Here is a 15,649-nt window from a genome sequence, read left to right on the forward strand (position 1 = left end):
TCGGCCAGATTGTGTGGTTGGGGCATACGGCACGTGTCAGCATGAGGCCATGAGGTTGCCAACACCCGCCGCGCTCCTGGCCGCCGTGCTGCTGCTGGCCTCCGGTGCCCTCGCCGCCGAGCCGGATGAGTTTCAGCAACTCTTGCGACACAGCGGACTGCCGCAATCCGTCCAGCTGGCTTCGGGCCAGTCGCTGGCCCCGGAGAAGGCGCAGGCCCTCTGGCGGGGTCTCGTCGACAGCCCCGCCAACCTGCGGACCTTCGCGCCCCGCACCACCCTGGCGCGCCTGCTACGCGAGGCCTCCGCCACCAACCAACCCCTTCCCTACGCCGAGTTGCTCGCCCGCACCGCGCGCTTCCGCCCCTTGGTGGTGGCACGGCCTGATGGCTACTGCGCCGTGGCGCTCACCGGCACACCCATCTCCTGGCTGGGACAGCCCACCCTTCAGCAAGGGGAGCTGTACGTGCAGCACATGCGCGTGGGTGCCTTCCACTTCGACGGAGGAGGCGTCTACTTCACCGTGGACGAGGCCCTGCGCAAGCAGCACTCTCCGCCGGTGGGTGAACGAGCCCTCGGAAGGGACCCAGCCACCGCCGCCCTGCTGGGGACGGAGGCAGCACTGGAAGAGATGGCCAGGGGTCTGGCGGCCCTCCTCTCCGAGCCGGTTCGCACCCTGGAAGGGCTGGCGCACCTGCCCTTGTCAGTGGCGGGACTCATCGCCAACTCTCCCGAGTACTTCGCCCGCTACGGGGCAATGAATCTGGAGGACCAGATTCGCGAGGCATCACGGGTGACCACGCACCTGCTGACCCTCCAGGGAGGTGCGGCCACGGTCGGGCCGCGATTGGCATCGGCCACGAAGCTGCCGGTGCTCACCTTGTCCGCCAGGGGCACGCTGGCGGTGAACGAAGTGGCAGTACCCGCCGGAGCCATGACGGCGGTGGTCGGAGCCGGAGCTGCCCCCGTCTCTATCGTCCTCATGGCGCAAGGCAGTGAGGTGACCGGGAGCGGCAACTCCTGGCCTCCACCTCCCGAAGGACCCGGCCAGTGGATTCAGAAGGCCGAGACCATGAGCGATGATGCCAAGCGCTTCCAGTCCGAGATGACGGGCGCTCCAGAGGGCTGGGTCTACCGCGTCCACACCGGCCCGGGACCCACGGACTTCGTGGACTTCGACGGCTTCAAGAACGGCGTGCTCCTGGAGGTCAAAGGTCCCGGCTACAAGGCGCTTCTCGAGAAGATGTACGGAAAGAAATGGTTTCGCGGCGCCGAGGACATGATCGCCCAAGCCCGAAGACAATTCAGGGCGGCCAATGGCACTCCCATTCAATGGCACTTCGCCGAAAAGGATGTGTCGGACTTGATGCGCGGACAATTCCAGAACAGAGGCCTCAGCCAGATCGAGGTCCACCCATGAAGGAGACGTATTACGTTGGAGCGTACTGGTTGTCACGGCGAGAGACGGCCGAGGCCTGTGCACAGCGGACGAAGTGCTTATTCCGCCTGCTGGCCGCATGCGACCCGAGCCTATCCCAGTGGTTCGAGAAGGGCTCGACCCTCGAGGAGGCGCTGACACATCGCATTGAGCCCGATATGGCAAGCCTCATGAACATCTTCAGTGAACAAACGCGGGAAGAAGGGCGCTTCGCCGACGAAGGCTTCTCGCTGGGGCTATGGAATGGGCAGACCCAGGAAGCGGAGAGTAGCCTCTCCCTGCTCTGCGGCGACGCATCGATCTGGGTCCCCAACTGCTGCGTATTCGAGCCGCCAGCTCAAGGTCCCGCCAAGGAGCGCATGCTCCAAGCCCCCGTCCTCGCGCGGATCATGCACGCCATGGCCGTGGCCTTCGAGCCCGAATGGGGCATCGCGACCTCCCAGGAGCTTCGCGAACTGGTCGCACCGAAATCCGCCAGGCCCGGCACCTTCATCGGCTGGCTCACGTATTTCTCCCACCGCCGCGGCCCGCTGCCGCCCCTGCCGTCCCCCGTCCACACCGAGCCCGTGGAGGACAAGGGCACGCTCGTCATCCTCTCCCCCGAGCGCTTCACCGCCTCCAACCCCGCCCACGTGGCCCTGGCCCGCGACGTCTCCGAGCGCCTCGCCCACGCCGGCCTCCTCACCCCCCTGCGCCCCTGGAATGAATGATGGTGAAGTCACCAGGAGAGGCTCACCGCGCGGCATGCCTCCGGCTCCACCACCACCCAGTCCGGTAGCCTGCGCCTCAGGGCCTCGATGTCCCTCGTGACGTAGCCCGCGCGCCACTCCTTGAGACTCACGGGCACCGGGGCCTCGCCCCGCAGCACGAGGCGCGCGGACCACTCCCCGGCGGGCGGCACCACCACCCGCAGGACGAGCTCGGGGCCCTCGGGGAGCTTCGCCGGCAGCGACCAGCCCACCACCGCCTCCCGGGGCAAGCGCACGACGAGCTGGGCTCCCGGCTCGCCCCTCCAGCTCAACGTGACGGCACGGCCTCCTTCCGTCACCCCCTCCTGCTTCACAGTGACGGGCAACGGCCCCAAGCCCGACGGCTCCGCGGCGAGCCACGCCTCTCCCGTCTCCAGAACCGCCGCGCCACGGCCCTCGAGCAGCCCGCCCAGGGGCAGTCCATCCTCCGCCGCCACCTCCAGCCGCGCCGGAGCCCCCTGTTCCTCCATATGGGTGAGCAACAGCCGCCGGGGCCGCTCCTCATTGGACGGGCGCACCCCGGCGAGCGCCCCACACCCCACCAGGCCCAGCAGCGCCACGGCTCCCGCCGTCCGGCCCGGACGTCCTCCCCCCCCGAGCGCCACGCCGAGCCCCAGCGCCCCCGGCACCACCGCCAGCGCCACCAGCAACGCCACGGCCCCATCCAGGGGAAGGCCCGCCGCCAGGCGGCCCGTCACCGGAATGAACATCGCCAGCAGCCTCCACACGAGCTCCACCGTGAGCACCCATCCCGGGACGCTCGCCACCAGCAGCACGGGCCCGGCCAGCCGCTCGCGAAGGCTCGCCACGCCCAGGAGCACCGCCCCCGGCAGCGTCCACCACGGGAACAGATAGGCCACCCCGAGCCCCATCGCCGTGAGCGCCACGCCCACTCCCCACGCCAGCACCAGCGCCGCCGCGCCTCGAGCCAGCACCACTCGCTCTCCCGGCACCAACGCGCATCCCCACAACACTCCGGCCAGCGCGAGCGCTCCGAAGGCGCCCCCCGCCAACCACGGGGCCGCGTACCACCCGTGCGGCCTCCCCAGCACGAAGCCGAGCAGCAACGCCGCACCCACCGGCACCAGCACCCCCAACAGTCCCCACACCAGCAGTCCCCCCAACGCTCGCGCCACTCCCGCGGCCCTCACCCCGCCGCGTCGCCAGACCAGGCCGAGCGCCCCCAGCGCGAGCACGCCCCCCAGCACCACCAGCCCCCAGGCCGTGCGCCGGCCATACGCCACCATCTCCACCCCGAGGACGTCGTAATAGGTGCTCACCGCCTCGCCCGTGTCCTCCGGACGGGGGCCTCGCGCCAGCTCGCGCACCAGTGCCAGCACGTTCTCCCCGAGCTGCCGCAGGCTCCCCGGCTCCACCCGCGCCAGCCCATCCAATGGCGTGTGGTAGGCGTAGCCATCCTGGTAGAGCGCCAGGTCCATCCCCGGCCAGTGACCCTCGCGCGTGAAGACGCGGTAGTCGGTCTCCGACGGGATGAGGCCCGTCTGGAAGAGTTCCTGCCCCACCACCAGTGCATACGGATGCGGCACCGAGCGCGCATAGGCCGCGAGCAGCCACGGCGCCGACGGCGTGGACTGGAACAGCAGCGACCTGCCCCGCGAGCCCGCCGCGTCCAGGTTGATGAACGCCTCCACCCGCCGCAGCCAGGGATGCCCCAGCAGGCCCGCCGCGCCCACCAGCCCCGCCTCCTCGGCGCCGTTGAGGCCCAGCACCACCGTGCGCTCCAGCCGAGGCCCCGCCGCCAGCGCCCGCATCACCTCCACCGCCGCCGCCACCGCCAGCGCGTTGTCTCCCGCGCCCGGCTCCTCCTCCGCGGAGTCATAATGCGCGGACACCAACACCACCCCGTCCCCCGTCCCCGGCAGCCTCGCCAGCACGTTCTCCGCCCGGTAGTCCCACGCCCCGTTCCCGTCCACCCGGACGCCCGCCGCGCGCTGCAACTCCACCTCCACGCCCGGAATCCCCCGCAGCCGCTCCACGAGGTACTCCGCCGCGCGCGCCTGTCCCGGCGTGCCCGCAACCCTCGGCCCCACCTCGTCCACCAGGTGGCGCAACACCGGCCAGGCCCTCGCCTCCGAGAAGGCCTCCGCGGGCACCTCCGCCCCCAGGGGCTCCGGCGGACGCTCCGAGCTCCACACCGCCACCACCACCCCCACCACCAGCACCGCCCACAGGCCCCACACACCGGCCTCCGGGTGTCGGAGGGGTGCGCGAGGATTCGTGCCCACCGATTCCAACTCCACCTCCGCCATGAACCACCACCTCCAGTTCGCCACCGCGCCCACGGAGCGCGAGGCCCGCACCGTACTCTTCGGGTCCAACACCCGGGGCGCCGGCTTCTCCGAGAGCGCCCGGGGCAAGGCCGGCGAGGCGGGTGAGCCACGCTCCCTCTTCACCGCCGACTTCGTGCGCGCCGCCGACAACGAATCCCCCTCCCTCACCGAGCAGCTCGAGGACGGCGCCTCCCTCTTCGACGCGGGCAACCTCCCCCTTGAGGGGCTCTCCCTGGAAGCGCAGGTGGCCGCCGTGCGCGAGCGATTCCTCGGTCTGCTGCGCCGGGGCCAGCGGCCGGTGTGCCTGGGCGGAGACCACCTCATCAAGTACGCGGCCCTGTCCGCCGTCAGCGCCGTCCATGACGACTGCGGCGTCGTCTACCTGGACGCCCACCCCGATTGCACCCAGGACGAGGCGCTCTACTTCGGCTCCATCCTCCACCACGCCTGGCGGCTCCCGCACATCCGCCCGGAGCGCACGAGCCTGCTGGCCCTGCGCCAGGTCAACCTCCGCGAGCGCGAGGGATTGCGGCACTGGCGCCCCGGCATCATCCCCGCCCTGGACTTCTGCGAGCGGGGGCTGCCCGCCGTGGTGGAGTCGCTCGTGGCGCAGCTCGGCCCCGTGAAGCGCGTCTACGTGTCGGTGGACCTGGACGCACTCGCCCCGCATGAGGTGCCCGCCGTCGAGGCGCCCTACCCCGGCGGCCCCACCCTGCGCGAGGTGCTGGTGGTGCTGCGCGCGCTCGCCAGCCGCTACGAGCTGGTGGGCATGGACGTCTCCGAGTTCATCCCCGAGTTCGATCCGCTCAAGCTCACCGCCCTGGCCACCGCTCGGCTGGTGAAGGAATTCACACGCCTCACCCGGTGATGATCTTCCCCATCGCCTCCGCGAGCTTCTCCGGCGTGCACACCAGGATGTCCATCCCTTCCTTGCGCAGCCGGCCCGCCGTGCTCCGGTTGTATTGGGGCTGCGCGTCATACCCGAGCGCCCCGAGCCCCACCATGCGCACATTCGCGTCCACCAGCCGCCGCACCACGCGCACGAGGTCCTCCTCGGAGCGGCCTTCGTAGAAGTCGGTGATGAGCACGACGATGGTGCGCGCGGGCTCGCGCACCAGCCCCGAGCAGTACTCGATGGCCCGGGTGATGTCGGTGCCGCCTCCCAGCTGCACGCTCAGCAGGACGTCCACCGGCTCTCCGACCTTGTCGCTGAGGTCCACGATCTGCGTGTCGAAGAGCACCAGCGACGTCTTGACCCCGGGCAGCTCCGCGAAGATCGACGCCATCACCGCCGAGAAGATCGCCGACTCCAGCATCGAGCCGGATTGATCCACGCACACGATGACGTGCCAGGGCCGCTTGTTCCGCTCGGCCGCATGGAACCAGATCCGGTCGATCAACAGCTTCTGCCGCTCGCCGTTCCAGTTCTTCAGGTTGCGCCGCAGCGTCGTCCGGAGGTCCAGGTTCTTGAACACCCGCCTCGGAGAGTGCTTGTCCTTGCGGATGGCCCCCGTGATGGCCTGCTCCACCCGCACCTCGAGCTTCTTCTTGAGCTCGTTGACGACCTTGTCGATGACCTTGCGCGCGAGCACCCGGGTCTTCGGCGTCAGCAGATCCTTGTGCGTCAGGAGCGTCTTCACGAGCTCCACGTTGGGCTCGATCCGCTCCAGCAGCTCGGGCTGCTCCAACAACTTGTGGATGCCCTTGCGCTGGACGAGCTCGCGCTCCAGCACTTCCTTGGCCTGCCGTGGAAAGAGCTCGTTCACCGAGTCGATCCACCGGGGAACCGTGAGGTTCGAGCCGCTCGCGCCGCCGCCACGCTCGTTGAAGAGGAAGTCGAGCGCCGCCTCCGCGCCCTCACAATCCCCCTCGCTCGCCCCGGGCGAGATGTGCAGGCCGCTCTGCTCGGCGCTCTTGCCGAGCACGAGCCTCCAGCGATTGAGCTGCCCGCGCTCCTGGTCGGTCAGGTCTTTCAGCGAGCGCCTGGCGGGCTTGGGCGGCGTGCTCATGCGAAGTCCCACTCTTTCATGATCTCCCCCACCCGCGCGTCGAGCTCGGAGAGCTTCAGCGCGGCACCGACACTCGTCTCCAGCTTCGTCACCGCCGCCGCGTCGTCATCCTGGAGGCCATACATCACGGCCACCCGGTCCCCGAGCGAGATGCGCGCGCGCTCGTGCACGGCCTCGAAGGCGCCGCGCGTGCGCGGGAGCAACATGAGGAACTGGTCCCAACTGGCCACGCGCAGGAGCTCGTCGATGGCATGGACGATGCCATCCGCGCCGAGCATCAACGCCGTCCTGCTGGTCTCCATGACGCCGCTCAGGTAGTCCCCGCACTGGACCATCTCCTCGGGCAGGGCCCTCGCGAAGCGCGCCACGTCGGCGGCGAGGTCCTCGGGCGATTGCGCGCGGATCTCCGTCAGGACGCCGGAGAGCGCGCCGCGCAGGCGCTGGCTCTTCGAATCGCCGAGCGTGGTGCGCGCGTTCTCGATGAACAGGTCGCGATCCAGCTCCGCGCCCTTCTCGCTGATGAGCACCTCCGCGAGGCTCTTCACCCCAGCCACCACTTCGTCGAACTCCTCGGGCGGGACATTGGCCGCGTTCGGCATGGCGAAGCACGCGCGGCCGAAGCACCGCTGGATGAGGCCGGCGAGGAGGTCCTTGTTCAGACGGCGCCGGGCGGCCTGACGCTCCAGCACCACGAGGTGCGTCAAGGCCTTCCCGAGCGAGGCGAGGCGTGTGTCCGCGTCGATCGCCCCGCCAGCCGACGCCTGCAGGCGCAGCACCATCCCGGGGAGATCCATGTTCACGGCTCGCAGCAGGCGCTCCGCGACGGCGCCGGCCGAGCCCGCCTCCTGTGCCAGCTCCTCGTCGAGTTTGGCGAGCGCCGCGGACTCCACGCTGTCGCCGTGGATGCTCTCCTCGATGAGCGCGGCCTCGACCTTGGGGGTCCACGAGACCTCCCACTCCTCGGTGAACAGGGTGCCCGCCTTGTCCACGGCCAACTGTTTGGCGAAGGGAATGCCTATCTGCGCGAGCCGGTGGAAGAAGATCGATCGCCGCTCGTCCTCCGCCTTTTGCAGCTTGAGGACGACCTTGGCCTTCCTGTCCTGGGAGACGTACTCGCCGAGGTCGAGCTCGTCGAGCGCCTTGTAGAAGTCATAGAGGAGCGGGAGCTTGCCGAGCGCGGGGGTGACGCGGCCCACGGCCGTGCCGGTCTCGATCGCCTTCATCGCGCCCAGGAGGTACCTGCCCTCCTCCTGCGGCGAGCCCTTGCAACAACAGGAGATCAGCGCGTCACGCACATCGTCGAGGATCGGCGCGGAGCGGTTGCGCAGGCTCGCGAGCATGCGCGCATGCTGCGTCACCGAGATGGCGTCCGCCGGGGACAGGAGCTCTCCGTCACGCCGGCCGCGCGCCAGCACGCTGACCACGTGATCCACCATCGCGGCGACGGGCGCGTTCGCGGGGTCGGCCTCGGAGTACTGGAAGAGGCGCTCGTAGTAGAGGGGCGCGCGGTTGCCGGCCCCATAGCCGGTGTCGGAGCTCGTCCGCAGGTACGAATACGGCGCCAGGGAGTTGTACACGGTGCCCGGCGGAAGGGCCCGGTCAGGCTCCGTGCTCTTCTCCAGGAAGATGTGGAACCCTCCGCACACCACCATGGCCTTCTCGGGCGGCGTCCGGGTCTCCGCGAGAGTCCGCGTGATGGTGCTCCACATGTGCGCTTCGCGCAGGAGCGTGCCGTCGAGCTCCATCCGCTCGCGGCTGGTGGTGGCGCGCACCGCAGCGCAGAAATAGGCCAGATCGCGCCGGAAGCTCTCCGTGTCCGCGTGGCGCAGGGACACGTCGAAGAGCGCATCCCAGCACTCGTCGAAGGAGCGGTACCCCGCCGCGTCCGCGAGCTTCTGGTAGAAGGAGCTCTCCACCGCGAGGTGTTCCCAGCCGGGCTGGCTCTCGTGGTGCTCGGCCACGTGATGCGCGTCATCCTGGGGCGGCCCCCCCTCTTCTCCGGGCGCGCCGGTCTCCGCTGGCACCCCCTGGAGTCCTCGCTCGGCCGCGCTCTTCACCCGGGCGCGGAAGGGCAGGTCGATGAACACCACGCGCGCCCCGAGCGCCGCCGCCTCGCGCATGGCCACGTACTCGGGTGAGTACGAGAGCAGCGGATAATAGACGGACACCTTGAAGGGCACGTCGGGCGCCGGGCTCTCGATGCCCGCGAGCCCGAGCGTGTTGTCGTCGTCGCGGTACGAGGAGAACAGCGCGATCGGCGGCTTCGTCTTCTTATCGACGATGTGCGGCACCAGCTCCGAGGCGTCCGAGGGCGCCTCGATGAAGACGATCGACGGCCGCCGCGCCCGGATGGTCTGGGCGACGTGGCGGGCGACCGCGGGCGAGTGATGCCGCACCGGGAACCAGTGGAGGGGCTCGGCCAGCACGGCCTGCGCGCGCGCTTCGATGCGCCCGGCGTCGAGCTCCTCGAGGAGCTGAGCGATGGGGGAGGCGGGGGTCATCGGCTATTTGATGGCGGAGATGGCCGCTTCGTAGAACGCCTTCCACTGCGCGTCGCCCTCGCCGCGCTTCTTGGCGACCAGGGACAGGTACTCCTTGAGCACCTTCACGTCGTCGAGGTCCTCCTTGACGATCGAGCCCACGAGGTTGCGGCCGATGGAGTCGGCGCCCACGACGCCCGAGCCGAAATGGCGGCTGTGGATGGCGGCATCGAGCGCCACGCCGATGGCCTCGGCGGTGGACAGCGTGGTCGAGGGCTTCTGGATGTTGACGCCCTCGGCCGTCACGCCATTGCGCATCTCGCGGAACACCGTGGCGAGCAGCTTGAGCACCGGCTCCTCCACGCGGGCGGCGATCTTGTAGCGCTCGAGCAGCTCCTTGGAGCGGGTGCGGACGATCTCCACCTCGGTCTTCTGGTCTGCGACCACCGGGATGTGCACGTAGTTGAAGCGGCGCTTGAGCGCGGCGGACAGCTCGTTGACGCCCTGATCCCGCGCGTTGGCGGTGGCGATGATGTTGAACCCGGGCCGGGCGAACACCATGGCATCCCCCGGCAGCTCGGGCACCGCGATGGCCTTGTCCGAGCAGATGGAGACAAGCGCGTCCTGCACGTCACCGACGCAGCGGGTGATCTCCTCGAACCGGAAGATGGCGCCCTTGCGCATGGCGATCATGCACGGCGAGGCGATCATGTTCTCGGGCTTGGGACCCTCGGCGATGATGCGCGCGATGTTCCACGAGTATTTGATCTGCTCCTCGGTGGTGCCGGCCGTGCCTTGAATCGTCAGCGTCGAGCAGCCGCTGATCGCCGCGGCGAGGTGCTCGGAGAGCCAGCTCTTGCCCGTGCCTGGATCTCCCACGAGCAGCAGCGCGCGCTCGCTCGCGAGCGTCACGATGGAGCGCTCGACGATGGTGTCGTCACCGAAGAACTTGCGCGTGATGGGCACCTCGACCTCGGTGCCATTGATGGTCGCGGTGAGCGGCTTCTTCGTCCCGGCGATGTAGGCCAGCACCGAGCGCGGGGACAGCTTCCAGGCGGAGGGGACCTCGTCCTTCTCGTTCTGGCGCAGGGCCTCCAGCTCCTGGGCGTATTTGATTTCCGCCGGCTCCTTGAGGATCTCGGATACGGGAGGGGCTGCGGTCTCTTCGGATTTCTTCGCGGGTTTCGCCATGCTTCTCACCGGTCCTCAGAACAGATTGCCCACGAGGGCGGAGACATCGAACGTCTTGTCACTCAGCATGAGATGCTCCGGGCCGCCGTCCTTCTTCACCGGCGCCTTGCCCTCGCTCTTGCTGCCCTTCTTCTTCGGGGCCTTTGGGGCGGGCTCGGGCTCTGGGGCCTCGGAGCCGGTGGAGAGCAATGACAGCGGCAGGAGCATCATGCGGCCGAACTCATAATAGGTGATGCCATAGAGGAGGGGTTTGTCTGCCTGCTTGAGCCCCGCACGCAGGCGCGGCAGGAGCTCCTCTCCGTCCGGGCCATCGGGGATCACCGCATCGAACGAGAGCCCGTCCGCGCCACGGAGCGCGAAGATCCGCCGGCCGTCACCGGTCTTGATCGGCTTCTCGCTCATCGTGGCCCCGGCGACGACGACCTCTTCCTGCAGCTCGACCGCGAGATCCAACGGCCCCGGCGTGTGGCGCTTCACGCGCTCGAGCGCCGCGGCGGGGTCGAACTGGAAGAGGGGTGGCCAGTCCGTATGGGCAGGGCCCTCGGTCACGGTGCTCTTGGGCCCGAGTGCGAGCCGGCCGCCGCCGCGCTCGTCGAGCATCAACGCCCCGTCGGTGATCTTCACGGCCTTGCCCTGGCGGAAGACCCTGGGCATGAACTTCTGCGGCTGACTCAGGTGCAGATAGGCTTCAGCCGGGAGATCCTTCGCCTTCCCCTCGGTCTTGCGCGCGAACACGAGGCTGTAGGTGACGCTCCGCCCCACGAGCTCCGGCTCCGCGGCGCCCACGATGCGCAGCTTGAACTCGAACGTGTACGCGCTGGCAACGGTGCGCTTGAGCACACCGAGCGTGACGACCTCGATGGACTTGAACGGCCGCGGTGCGGCCGGCGGGGCCGCGGCCAGCGCCGCGAACAACACGTCATTCTTGTCGCGGATCGCCTTCACCATCCCGCGAGCGAGGAGCCACGAGCGGTGGAGGAAGAACGAGAAGCGCCGCATCGAAAACTGCGGGTCGCCAGCGAGGTAGCGGCCGACATCGTCGTTGACGTAGCGCAGCGACGGACCGAGCCGGAGGAACTTGCGGCGCGACGCCTCCTTGAAGGACGCATCGATCTTGGCGCGCGTGGCCTCGGTAGCGACGGGGACGCCCGTGCGCACCAGGTCTTCGACCGCGCGTGACAGCTCCTCGAGGAGGGCGAGCGCGCCCTTGGGATCCTCGATGGGGGGCGCGGCGGCGGGCGGCTTCACGGCGGGCGGGGAGGCCGCTGGCGCCGCGTCCACCGCCTCTTCTTCGCTCCGTGCCGCGACATATGCGGCCCACGACTCGGCGGCGGCCTCGAGGCTGAGCACGCGCTCGAACACGTGCAGGCTGGTGTGCGCGGAGAGGAGCGCACGCGGCGCGTCCTTCGTGCCGGTTTCGGCGGCCCGCAGCGCGGCCATCAGGCGCGACGCGATGTGCCCCGCGCCGATGCGCTCCCACTGCTCGGCGAGCGATGCGAGCTTCTTCCAGTCCGCGGCGGACGACGATGCGAGGCCGCGCACATAGAGTTGCTCGAGCTCCGTGCGGAGCGTGTCCGCCTCCTGTCCGACCTCCTCGAGGCTGTTCATCGGGCGAGCCGGCTACAAGGCATAGTAGTCTTCAGGAGTGGTCTCCGTCGGGCGCCACTCGATTTCACCGGCCTCGGCGCCCTTGTATTTGACGAAGGTGGCGCTCATCGCGTCCTTGTCGATCACCGGCTTCTTACCCTTGGCCGCGTCCGTCCACGCGGAGAGCCGGGTGGCGTCGATCTTCCCCCCCTGCACGAGGCCGATCATCAACACGAGCATGTGCTTGCAGGGCTTGTTGCCGCTGAGGCCGCCGCAGCGGTTGAGGTTCTGCGTGCAGCACATGAAGTTCCCATGCTTGTCGATCTTGCACGCGTAGAAGAGCGAGTAGTCCGTCTGGCTTTTGACGACGCCAGTGACATGCTCATCGCTCACCTCGTCGAAGAGCTGGAAGCGATCGCTCTGGAGCATCGAGGTCGCTTTCTGGACCCGCGCGGAGTCGGTCTGCTTCCTGAGCTGCTCGACGAAATCCGGGAGATTGAGGGTGCGCGCTGAAGCCGGGGCGGGTGCCGCGGCGGTTGCCGTGGCAGGCGCCGCCGACGTTCCGGTGTTACCAGACGTGGCGGGTCGGATGATCTTTCGCGTGGCCATGACCTTCCTCTCGGGTGAGCAGTCTAGCGAGGACAGGGGTCCTCCTGTCCAGCACCTGGAGGAACCCGGAGGGTAGCCTGGGCATGTCAGAGCGCGCAGGCATCATTCATCCGTGACCCGCTCGGCCGCCCGGCTGGCGGCTCTGTCTCCAGCACCCTCTGTCTCCAGCTCCCAAGGAGTGGCTGTCCATGCGAATTCCCTGCTCCCGCGTCCCTCGGCGCGCACGCGTGATTGGAACCCTGCTGTGTACCCTGGCCTTCGTGGGCTGCGGCCCTCTCGACGAGGCCAGTGCCGTACCGGAGCAGGACACCCTCACCGTCAACACGTCGGCGCTGACCGGCTCCTACACTTACAGCGCGAGCAACACCAGCAGCGCTCATCAGAACACCGTGAATCAGGTGGTGGCTCTCACCGCGGGGCAGACGCTCACCGTGACCACCTGCGGTCTGCCGGGCGCCACCTACACGGGCGACACCTACCTGCGCCTCATCGGGCCCCTGGGCCTCCAGCTGGCCTCCAATGACGATGCCTGCGGCGGCGCTGGCTCCAGCCTCACCTTCACCACCTCCGGCGGGGGCAACTTCGAGATCCGCGGCGGCTGCTACTCCAGCACCAGCTGCACCGCCACGGTCGTGTGGAAGATCTCCTCGATTCCACCGCCGACCGGGGGCTCGTACACCTTCAGCGCGACCAACACCAACAACGCCCAGCAGAACACGGTGAACCAGAACATCTCCGTCGTCGCGGGCCAGAAGATCTCCGTGAGCACCTGCGATAGCACCATGGACGACACCTACCTGCGGCTCTATGGCCCTTCCGCCACGCAGGTCGCCGCCAGCGACAACGGCTGCTTCAACGGTTACGCCTCGAGACTGTCCTTCACCAGCCTCACCAGCGGCACGTACCAGATCCGCGCGGGCTGCGGCTACTCCTACGGTTGCAGCGGCACGGTGACCTGGACGGTCGAGTAGTCCAGCGGGCCTGGCCGGGCCATGCCAGCCCGCCCGGCCGCTCGCGTCCAGGGCAGGGCGGCCCTGACGCGCGGGGCTCGGAGCGGGTAGACTGAGAGGGCGATGCGCCATCCCCCGCCCCCAGAGCCGCCCCCCTCCTTCGGGCGCTCGCCCCTGGAAGAGGGAGAGGACGAGGCTCGGCACCGCGCCGCCATGCGCATGCGGCTGCTGGGCGAGGACACGGAAATCACCGCCTTCCACCAGGCTCGGCGCGAGGCCCAGCTGCTCGGCCAGGTCGAGAGCCAGGGCGAGGGGCCCGCGCGCATCGTCGGTCTGCTCAACGAGCAGCTCAGCGGCGCCCAGGGCGTGGAGTTCAAGAACCTGCTGGCGCGCGAGCTCAAGCCCCAGCTGGACCGGCTGGCCGATCAGGTGGACCAGGCGACCACGGAGAACCGTCGGAAGATCGCCGCGTTCGTGTCCCGCTCGGCGCAGCTGGCGGGCCGCGAGAACGCCGCCACCTTCGAGAAGCTGCTGACGGCGACGGCCGACGCCGAGGCCCGCCACCTGAAGTCCTCCGCCGGCGCTGGCGCCATCGTGTGCGCCTCCGAGCTGCAGTCCGCGCTGCGGCGTGCCGCGAACCAGACCTACCGCGCCGCGCTCATCGACAAGAGCCGAGAGCACCTCGAGCGTCTGGCGCGCGAGGCGCTGCGGCTGCCCTCCGAGGAGCTGCGCTCGGTGCTGGTGCAGCTGCTGGGTGCGGCGGAGCCACTCGGGCGCATGGAGTGCAACGCCCTGGCGAAGACCGTCCTCACGGGGGTGCTCGGCGAGGGCAAGGCGCACGGCCTGCCCCGGCTCGTCAAGGCGCTGCCCCTCGCGCTCCAGGCCACGCCCGGTGGCGGCAACTTGGCCATCCGGCTGATGCTCAACCTGATGGAGCGCGGCGAGCAGGAGGCGGCCCAGGCGCTCGCCGAGGCCTTCACGCGCATCATCCGCGAGGCGCGCGAGCGCTGCGGCCCCCTGGTGCGCCCGGTGCAGACAGCGGCGGACAAGGCGGAACTGCTCGAGCACTGCGTGAAGCTGGATGCGCAGGTGGGCATGCTGGCGGCGCTCCTGCCCGCGTGCGCGCTGGTGCTCGCGGCCCGCGGCGCCGTGCCCGGGGGCGGCAATGGCCCCCTGGTCACCGAGGCGCTCGTGGCGGTGGCGTGTCTGGACGCGGTGGGCGCGACGGAGAACGGCCAGCGCGTGCTGCGCCACACGCTCATCCACGAGGAGCAGGGCGAGCCGAGCTTCCTGGGCATCGTGCCCGTGGTGGCCCGGCCCCTGAGCCATCCGCGCATGCTGCAACTGCTCTCCGAGAGCGGCCTGCACGTGCCCCACTACCAGCAGGGCGGCGGGATGTTCGTCCAGCGCGTGGCCCGCCAGGTCTTCCGGGCCCTGAGTGGCACCGTCGTCGCGCGCAGCCAGAAGGGGGAGGGCGAGGAGGCCCGGCGTCTGTTGCACTCGGCCCTGAGCGTCCACGCGCCCCTGTACGGCATGAACCTCGAGGGAGGCCGCTTCACCGTCGAGCTGCTCGAGGGCTTGCGGAGCAACCCCGAGCCGGCGCAGGGCCCGCGCGTGCTCGCGGAGTTGGAGCGGCTGGCGAAGGCGAATCCCAGCCCCTACGGCACCGGCTACGTCGAGAGCCTGCGCACGCTCGTCACCGCGCTGGCGGAGCGCGATCCCCATGCCGCGCCGAAGTCCGGGGGCCTGCGCCAGCGCGCGGGCGCGGCGCCGAAGATGAACGTGCGGGAAGTGGAGCGCACGCACATCATCGGGGTGAAGCAGTTGGAGGCCGAGCGAGAGGCGGCCCGGGCCGCCAAGGCCGCGGCGCGGGGGGCTCCCGCCAAGGGGTCCTCCCGGGGTTCCGCCGGGGCTCCCGCGCGGCGTCCAGGCAGCGCTCCGGCGCCCGCCCCCGTGCCGCCCCCCGCTCCGAAGCCTCCGGCGCCGGAACCGGGGGACGGGCTCGGGCCCATGAGCGCGCTCGAGGCGGAGCGCACCCACATCCTGCAGACCAAGAACCTCGAGCCCCAGCGCGCGGCGAGGCCCCAGAAGCCGAGCACCACCGAGCCGGCCCGTCCCTCGGTCCCGACCCGGCCGCTGCGCGGCTGAGTTCCGCCTGATTTTCAGGGAAGTGACCCAATATCCCCTCTCCCGGAGGGCGAGGGTCAGGGTGAGGGTGCCTGTCCCTGTTCTCCAACCCGTGAACCACGATGTGGACAAGGGGTTCAACCCGGGATGCGTGGCACCCTCACCCCGTCCCTCTCCCGGAGGGCGAGGGGAAATGGCCGCGTTGTCAGCCCTTGTTCCCA

General features: G+C 69.8%; 11 protein-coding genes. 5 read left to right on the forward strand and 6 right to left on the reverse strand.

The annotated features are described in order from the left end of the window. Nucleotides 1–49 precede the first annotated feature (49 nt). Both BO221_RS06820 and BO221_RS06825 read left to right on the forward strand, forming a co-directional pair. Nucleotides 50–1,417: a Tox-REase-5 domain-containing protein gene (locus BO221_RS06820; RefSeq protein ID WP_083680804.1), complete on the forward strand. Its 1,368-nt coding sequence runs from the start codon at nt 50–52 to the stop codon at nt 1,415–1,417. Beyond that, the gene (locus tag BO221_RS06825; protein ID WP_073559570.1) at nt 1,414–2,145 is read left to right on the forward strand and encodes an immunity 52 family protein; all 732 of its coding nucleotides are present in this window, start codon (nt 1,414–1,416) and stop codon (nt 2,143–2,145) included. Before BO221_RS06820 ends, BO221_RS06825 begins: the two co-directional genes overlap by 4 nt. An 8-nt stretch (nt 2,146–2,153) precedes the next feature. On the opposite strand, the gene BO221_RS06830 is transcribed toward BO221_RS06825, so the two are convergent. Next, on the reverse strand, nt 2,154–4,454 hold the full coding sequence (locus tag BO221_RS06830; RefSeq protein WP_073559571.1) for a M28 family peptidase: 2,301 nt from the start codon (nt 4,452–4,454) through the stop codon (nt 2,154–2,156). Between BO221_RS06830 and BO221_RS06835 the strand changes: the two genes are divergently transcribed. After that, nucleotides 4,423–5,343, forward strand: coding sequence for an arginase family protein (locus tag BO221_RS06835; protein WP_143195314.1), 921 nt, complete (start codon nt 4,423–4,425; stop codon nt 5,341–5,343). The genes BO221_RS06830 and BO221_RS06835 overlap by 32 nt on opposite strands. Here the strand turns inward: BO221_RS06835 and BO221_RS06840 are convergent. Genes BO221_RS06840 through BO221_RS06860 form a run of 5 tightly spaced genes read right to left on the reverse strand, consistent with a single transcriptional unit; the run spans nt 5,333 to nt 12,171 of the window. Then, nucleotides 5,333–6,484 carry a VWA domain-containing protein gene (locus tag BO221_RS06840; protein WP_083680806.1) on the reverse strand — a complete coding sequence of 384 codons (1,152 nt, stop codon included), beginning with the start codon at nt 6,482–6,484 and terminating at the stop codon, nt 5,333–5,335. The genes BO221_RS06835 and BO221_RS06840 overlap by 11 nt on opposite strands. Beyond that, on the reverse strand, nt 6,481–8,985 hold the full coding sequence (locus BO221_RS06845; RefSeq protein WP_073559573.1) for a DUF5682 family protein: 2,505 nt from the start codon (nt 8,983–8,985) through the stop codon (nt 6,481–6,483). Before BO221_RS06845 ends, BO221_RS06840 begins: the two co-directional genes overlap by 4 nt. Before the next feature lie 3 nt (nt 8,986–8,988). Beyond that, a complete protein-coding gene (locus BO221_RS06850) occupies nt 8,989–10,155 on the reverse strand; it encodes an AAA family ATPase (protein WP_073559574.1) in 1,167 nt (388 codons plus the stop codon). A 15-nt stretch (nt 10,156–10,170) separates the two neighbouring features. Next, complete coding sequence (locus BO221_RS06855) at nt 10,171–11,763, reverse strand: hypothetical protein (protein ID WP_073559575.1); 1,593 nt, start codon at nt 11,761–11,763, stop codon at nt 10,171–10,173. Between the two features lie 12 nt (nt 11,764–11,775). Beyond that, nucleotides 11,776–12,171 carry a hypothetical protein gene (locus BO221_RS06860; RefSeq protein WP_073559576.1) on the reverse strand — a complete coding sequence of 132 codons (396 nt, stop codon included), beginning with the start codon at nt 12,169–12,171 and terminating at the stop codon, nt 11,776–11,778. Nucleotides 12,172–12,539: 368 nt separating this feature from the next. On the opposite strand from BO221_RS06860, the gene BO221_RS06865 reads away from it, so the two are divergent. Next, a complete protein-coding gene (locus BO221_RS06865; RefSeq protein WP_073559577.1) occupies nt 12,540–13,322 on the forward strand; it encodes a PPC domain-containing protein in 783 nt (260 codons plus the stop codon). A 102-nt stretch (nt 13,323–13,424) separates the two neighbouring features. Next, nucleotides 13,425–15,449, forward strand: coding sequence for a hypothetical protein (locus tag BO221_RS06870; RefSeq protein WP_073559578.1), 2,025 nt, complete (start codon nt 13,425–13,427; stop codon nt 15,447–15,449). Nucleotides 15,450–15,649: the final 200 nt, after the last annotated feature.

The sequence above is a fragment of the Archangium sp. Cb G35 genome (assembly GCF_001896145.1).
Classification (GTDB): Bacteria; Myxococcota; Myxococcia; order Myxococcales; family Myxococcaceae; genus Archangium; species Archangium violaceum.

Bases quoted from the DNA above. Each gene is read 5' to 3' on its own strand.
- BO221_RS06820 (WP_083680804.1), top strand. From the start codon at position 50: ATGAGGTTGCCAACACCCGCCGCGCTCCTGGCCGCCGTGCTGCTGCTG.
- BO221_RS06825 (WP_073559570.1), top strand. From the start codon at position 1,414: ATGAAGGAGACGTATTACGTTGGAGCGTACTGGTTGTCACGGCGAGAG.
- BO221_RS06830 (WP_073559571.1), bottom strand. From the start codon at position 4,454: ATGGCGGAGGTGGAGTTGGAATCGGTGGGCACGAATCCTCGCGCACCC.
- BO221_RS06840 (WP_083680806.1), bottom strand. From the start codon at position 6,484: ATGAGCACGCCGCCCAAGCCCGCCAGGCGCTCGCTGAAAGACCTGACC.
- BO221_RS06845 (WP_073559573.1), bottom strand. From the start codon at position 8,985: ATGACCCCCGCCTCCCCCATCGCTCAGCTCCTCGAGGAGCTCGACGCC.
- BO221_RS06850 (WP_073559574.1), bottom strand. From the start codon at position 10,155: ATGGCGAAACCCGCGAAGAAATCCGAAGAGACCGCAGCCCCTCCCGTA.
- BO221_RS06855 (WP_073559575.1), bottom strand. From the start codon at position 11,763: ATGAACAGCCTCGAGGAGGTCGGACAGGAGGCGGACACGCTCCGCACG.
- BO221_RS06860 (WP_073559576.1), bottom strand. From the start codon at position 12,171: ATGCTCCAGAGCGATCGCTTCCAGCTCTTCGACGAGGTGAGCGATGAG.
- BO221_RS06865 (WP_073559577.1), top strand. From the start codon at position 12,540: ATGCGAATTCCCTGCTCCCGCGTCCCTCGGCGCGCACGCGTGATTGGA.
- BO221_RS06870 (WP_073559578.1), top strand. From the start codon at position 13,425: ATGCGCCATCCCCCGCCCCCAGAGCCGCCCCCCTCCTTCGGGCGCTCG.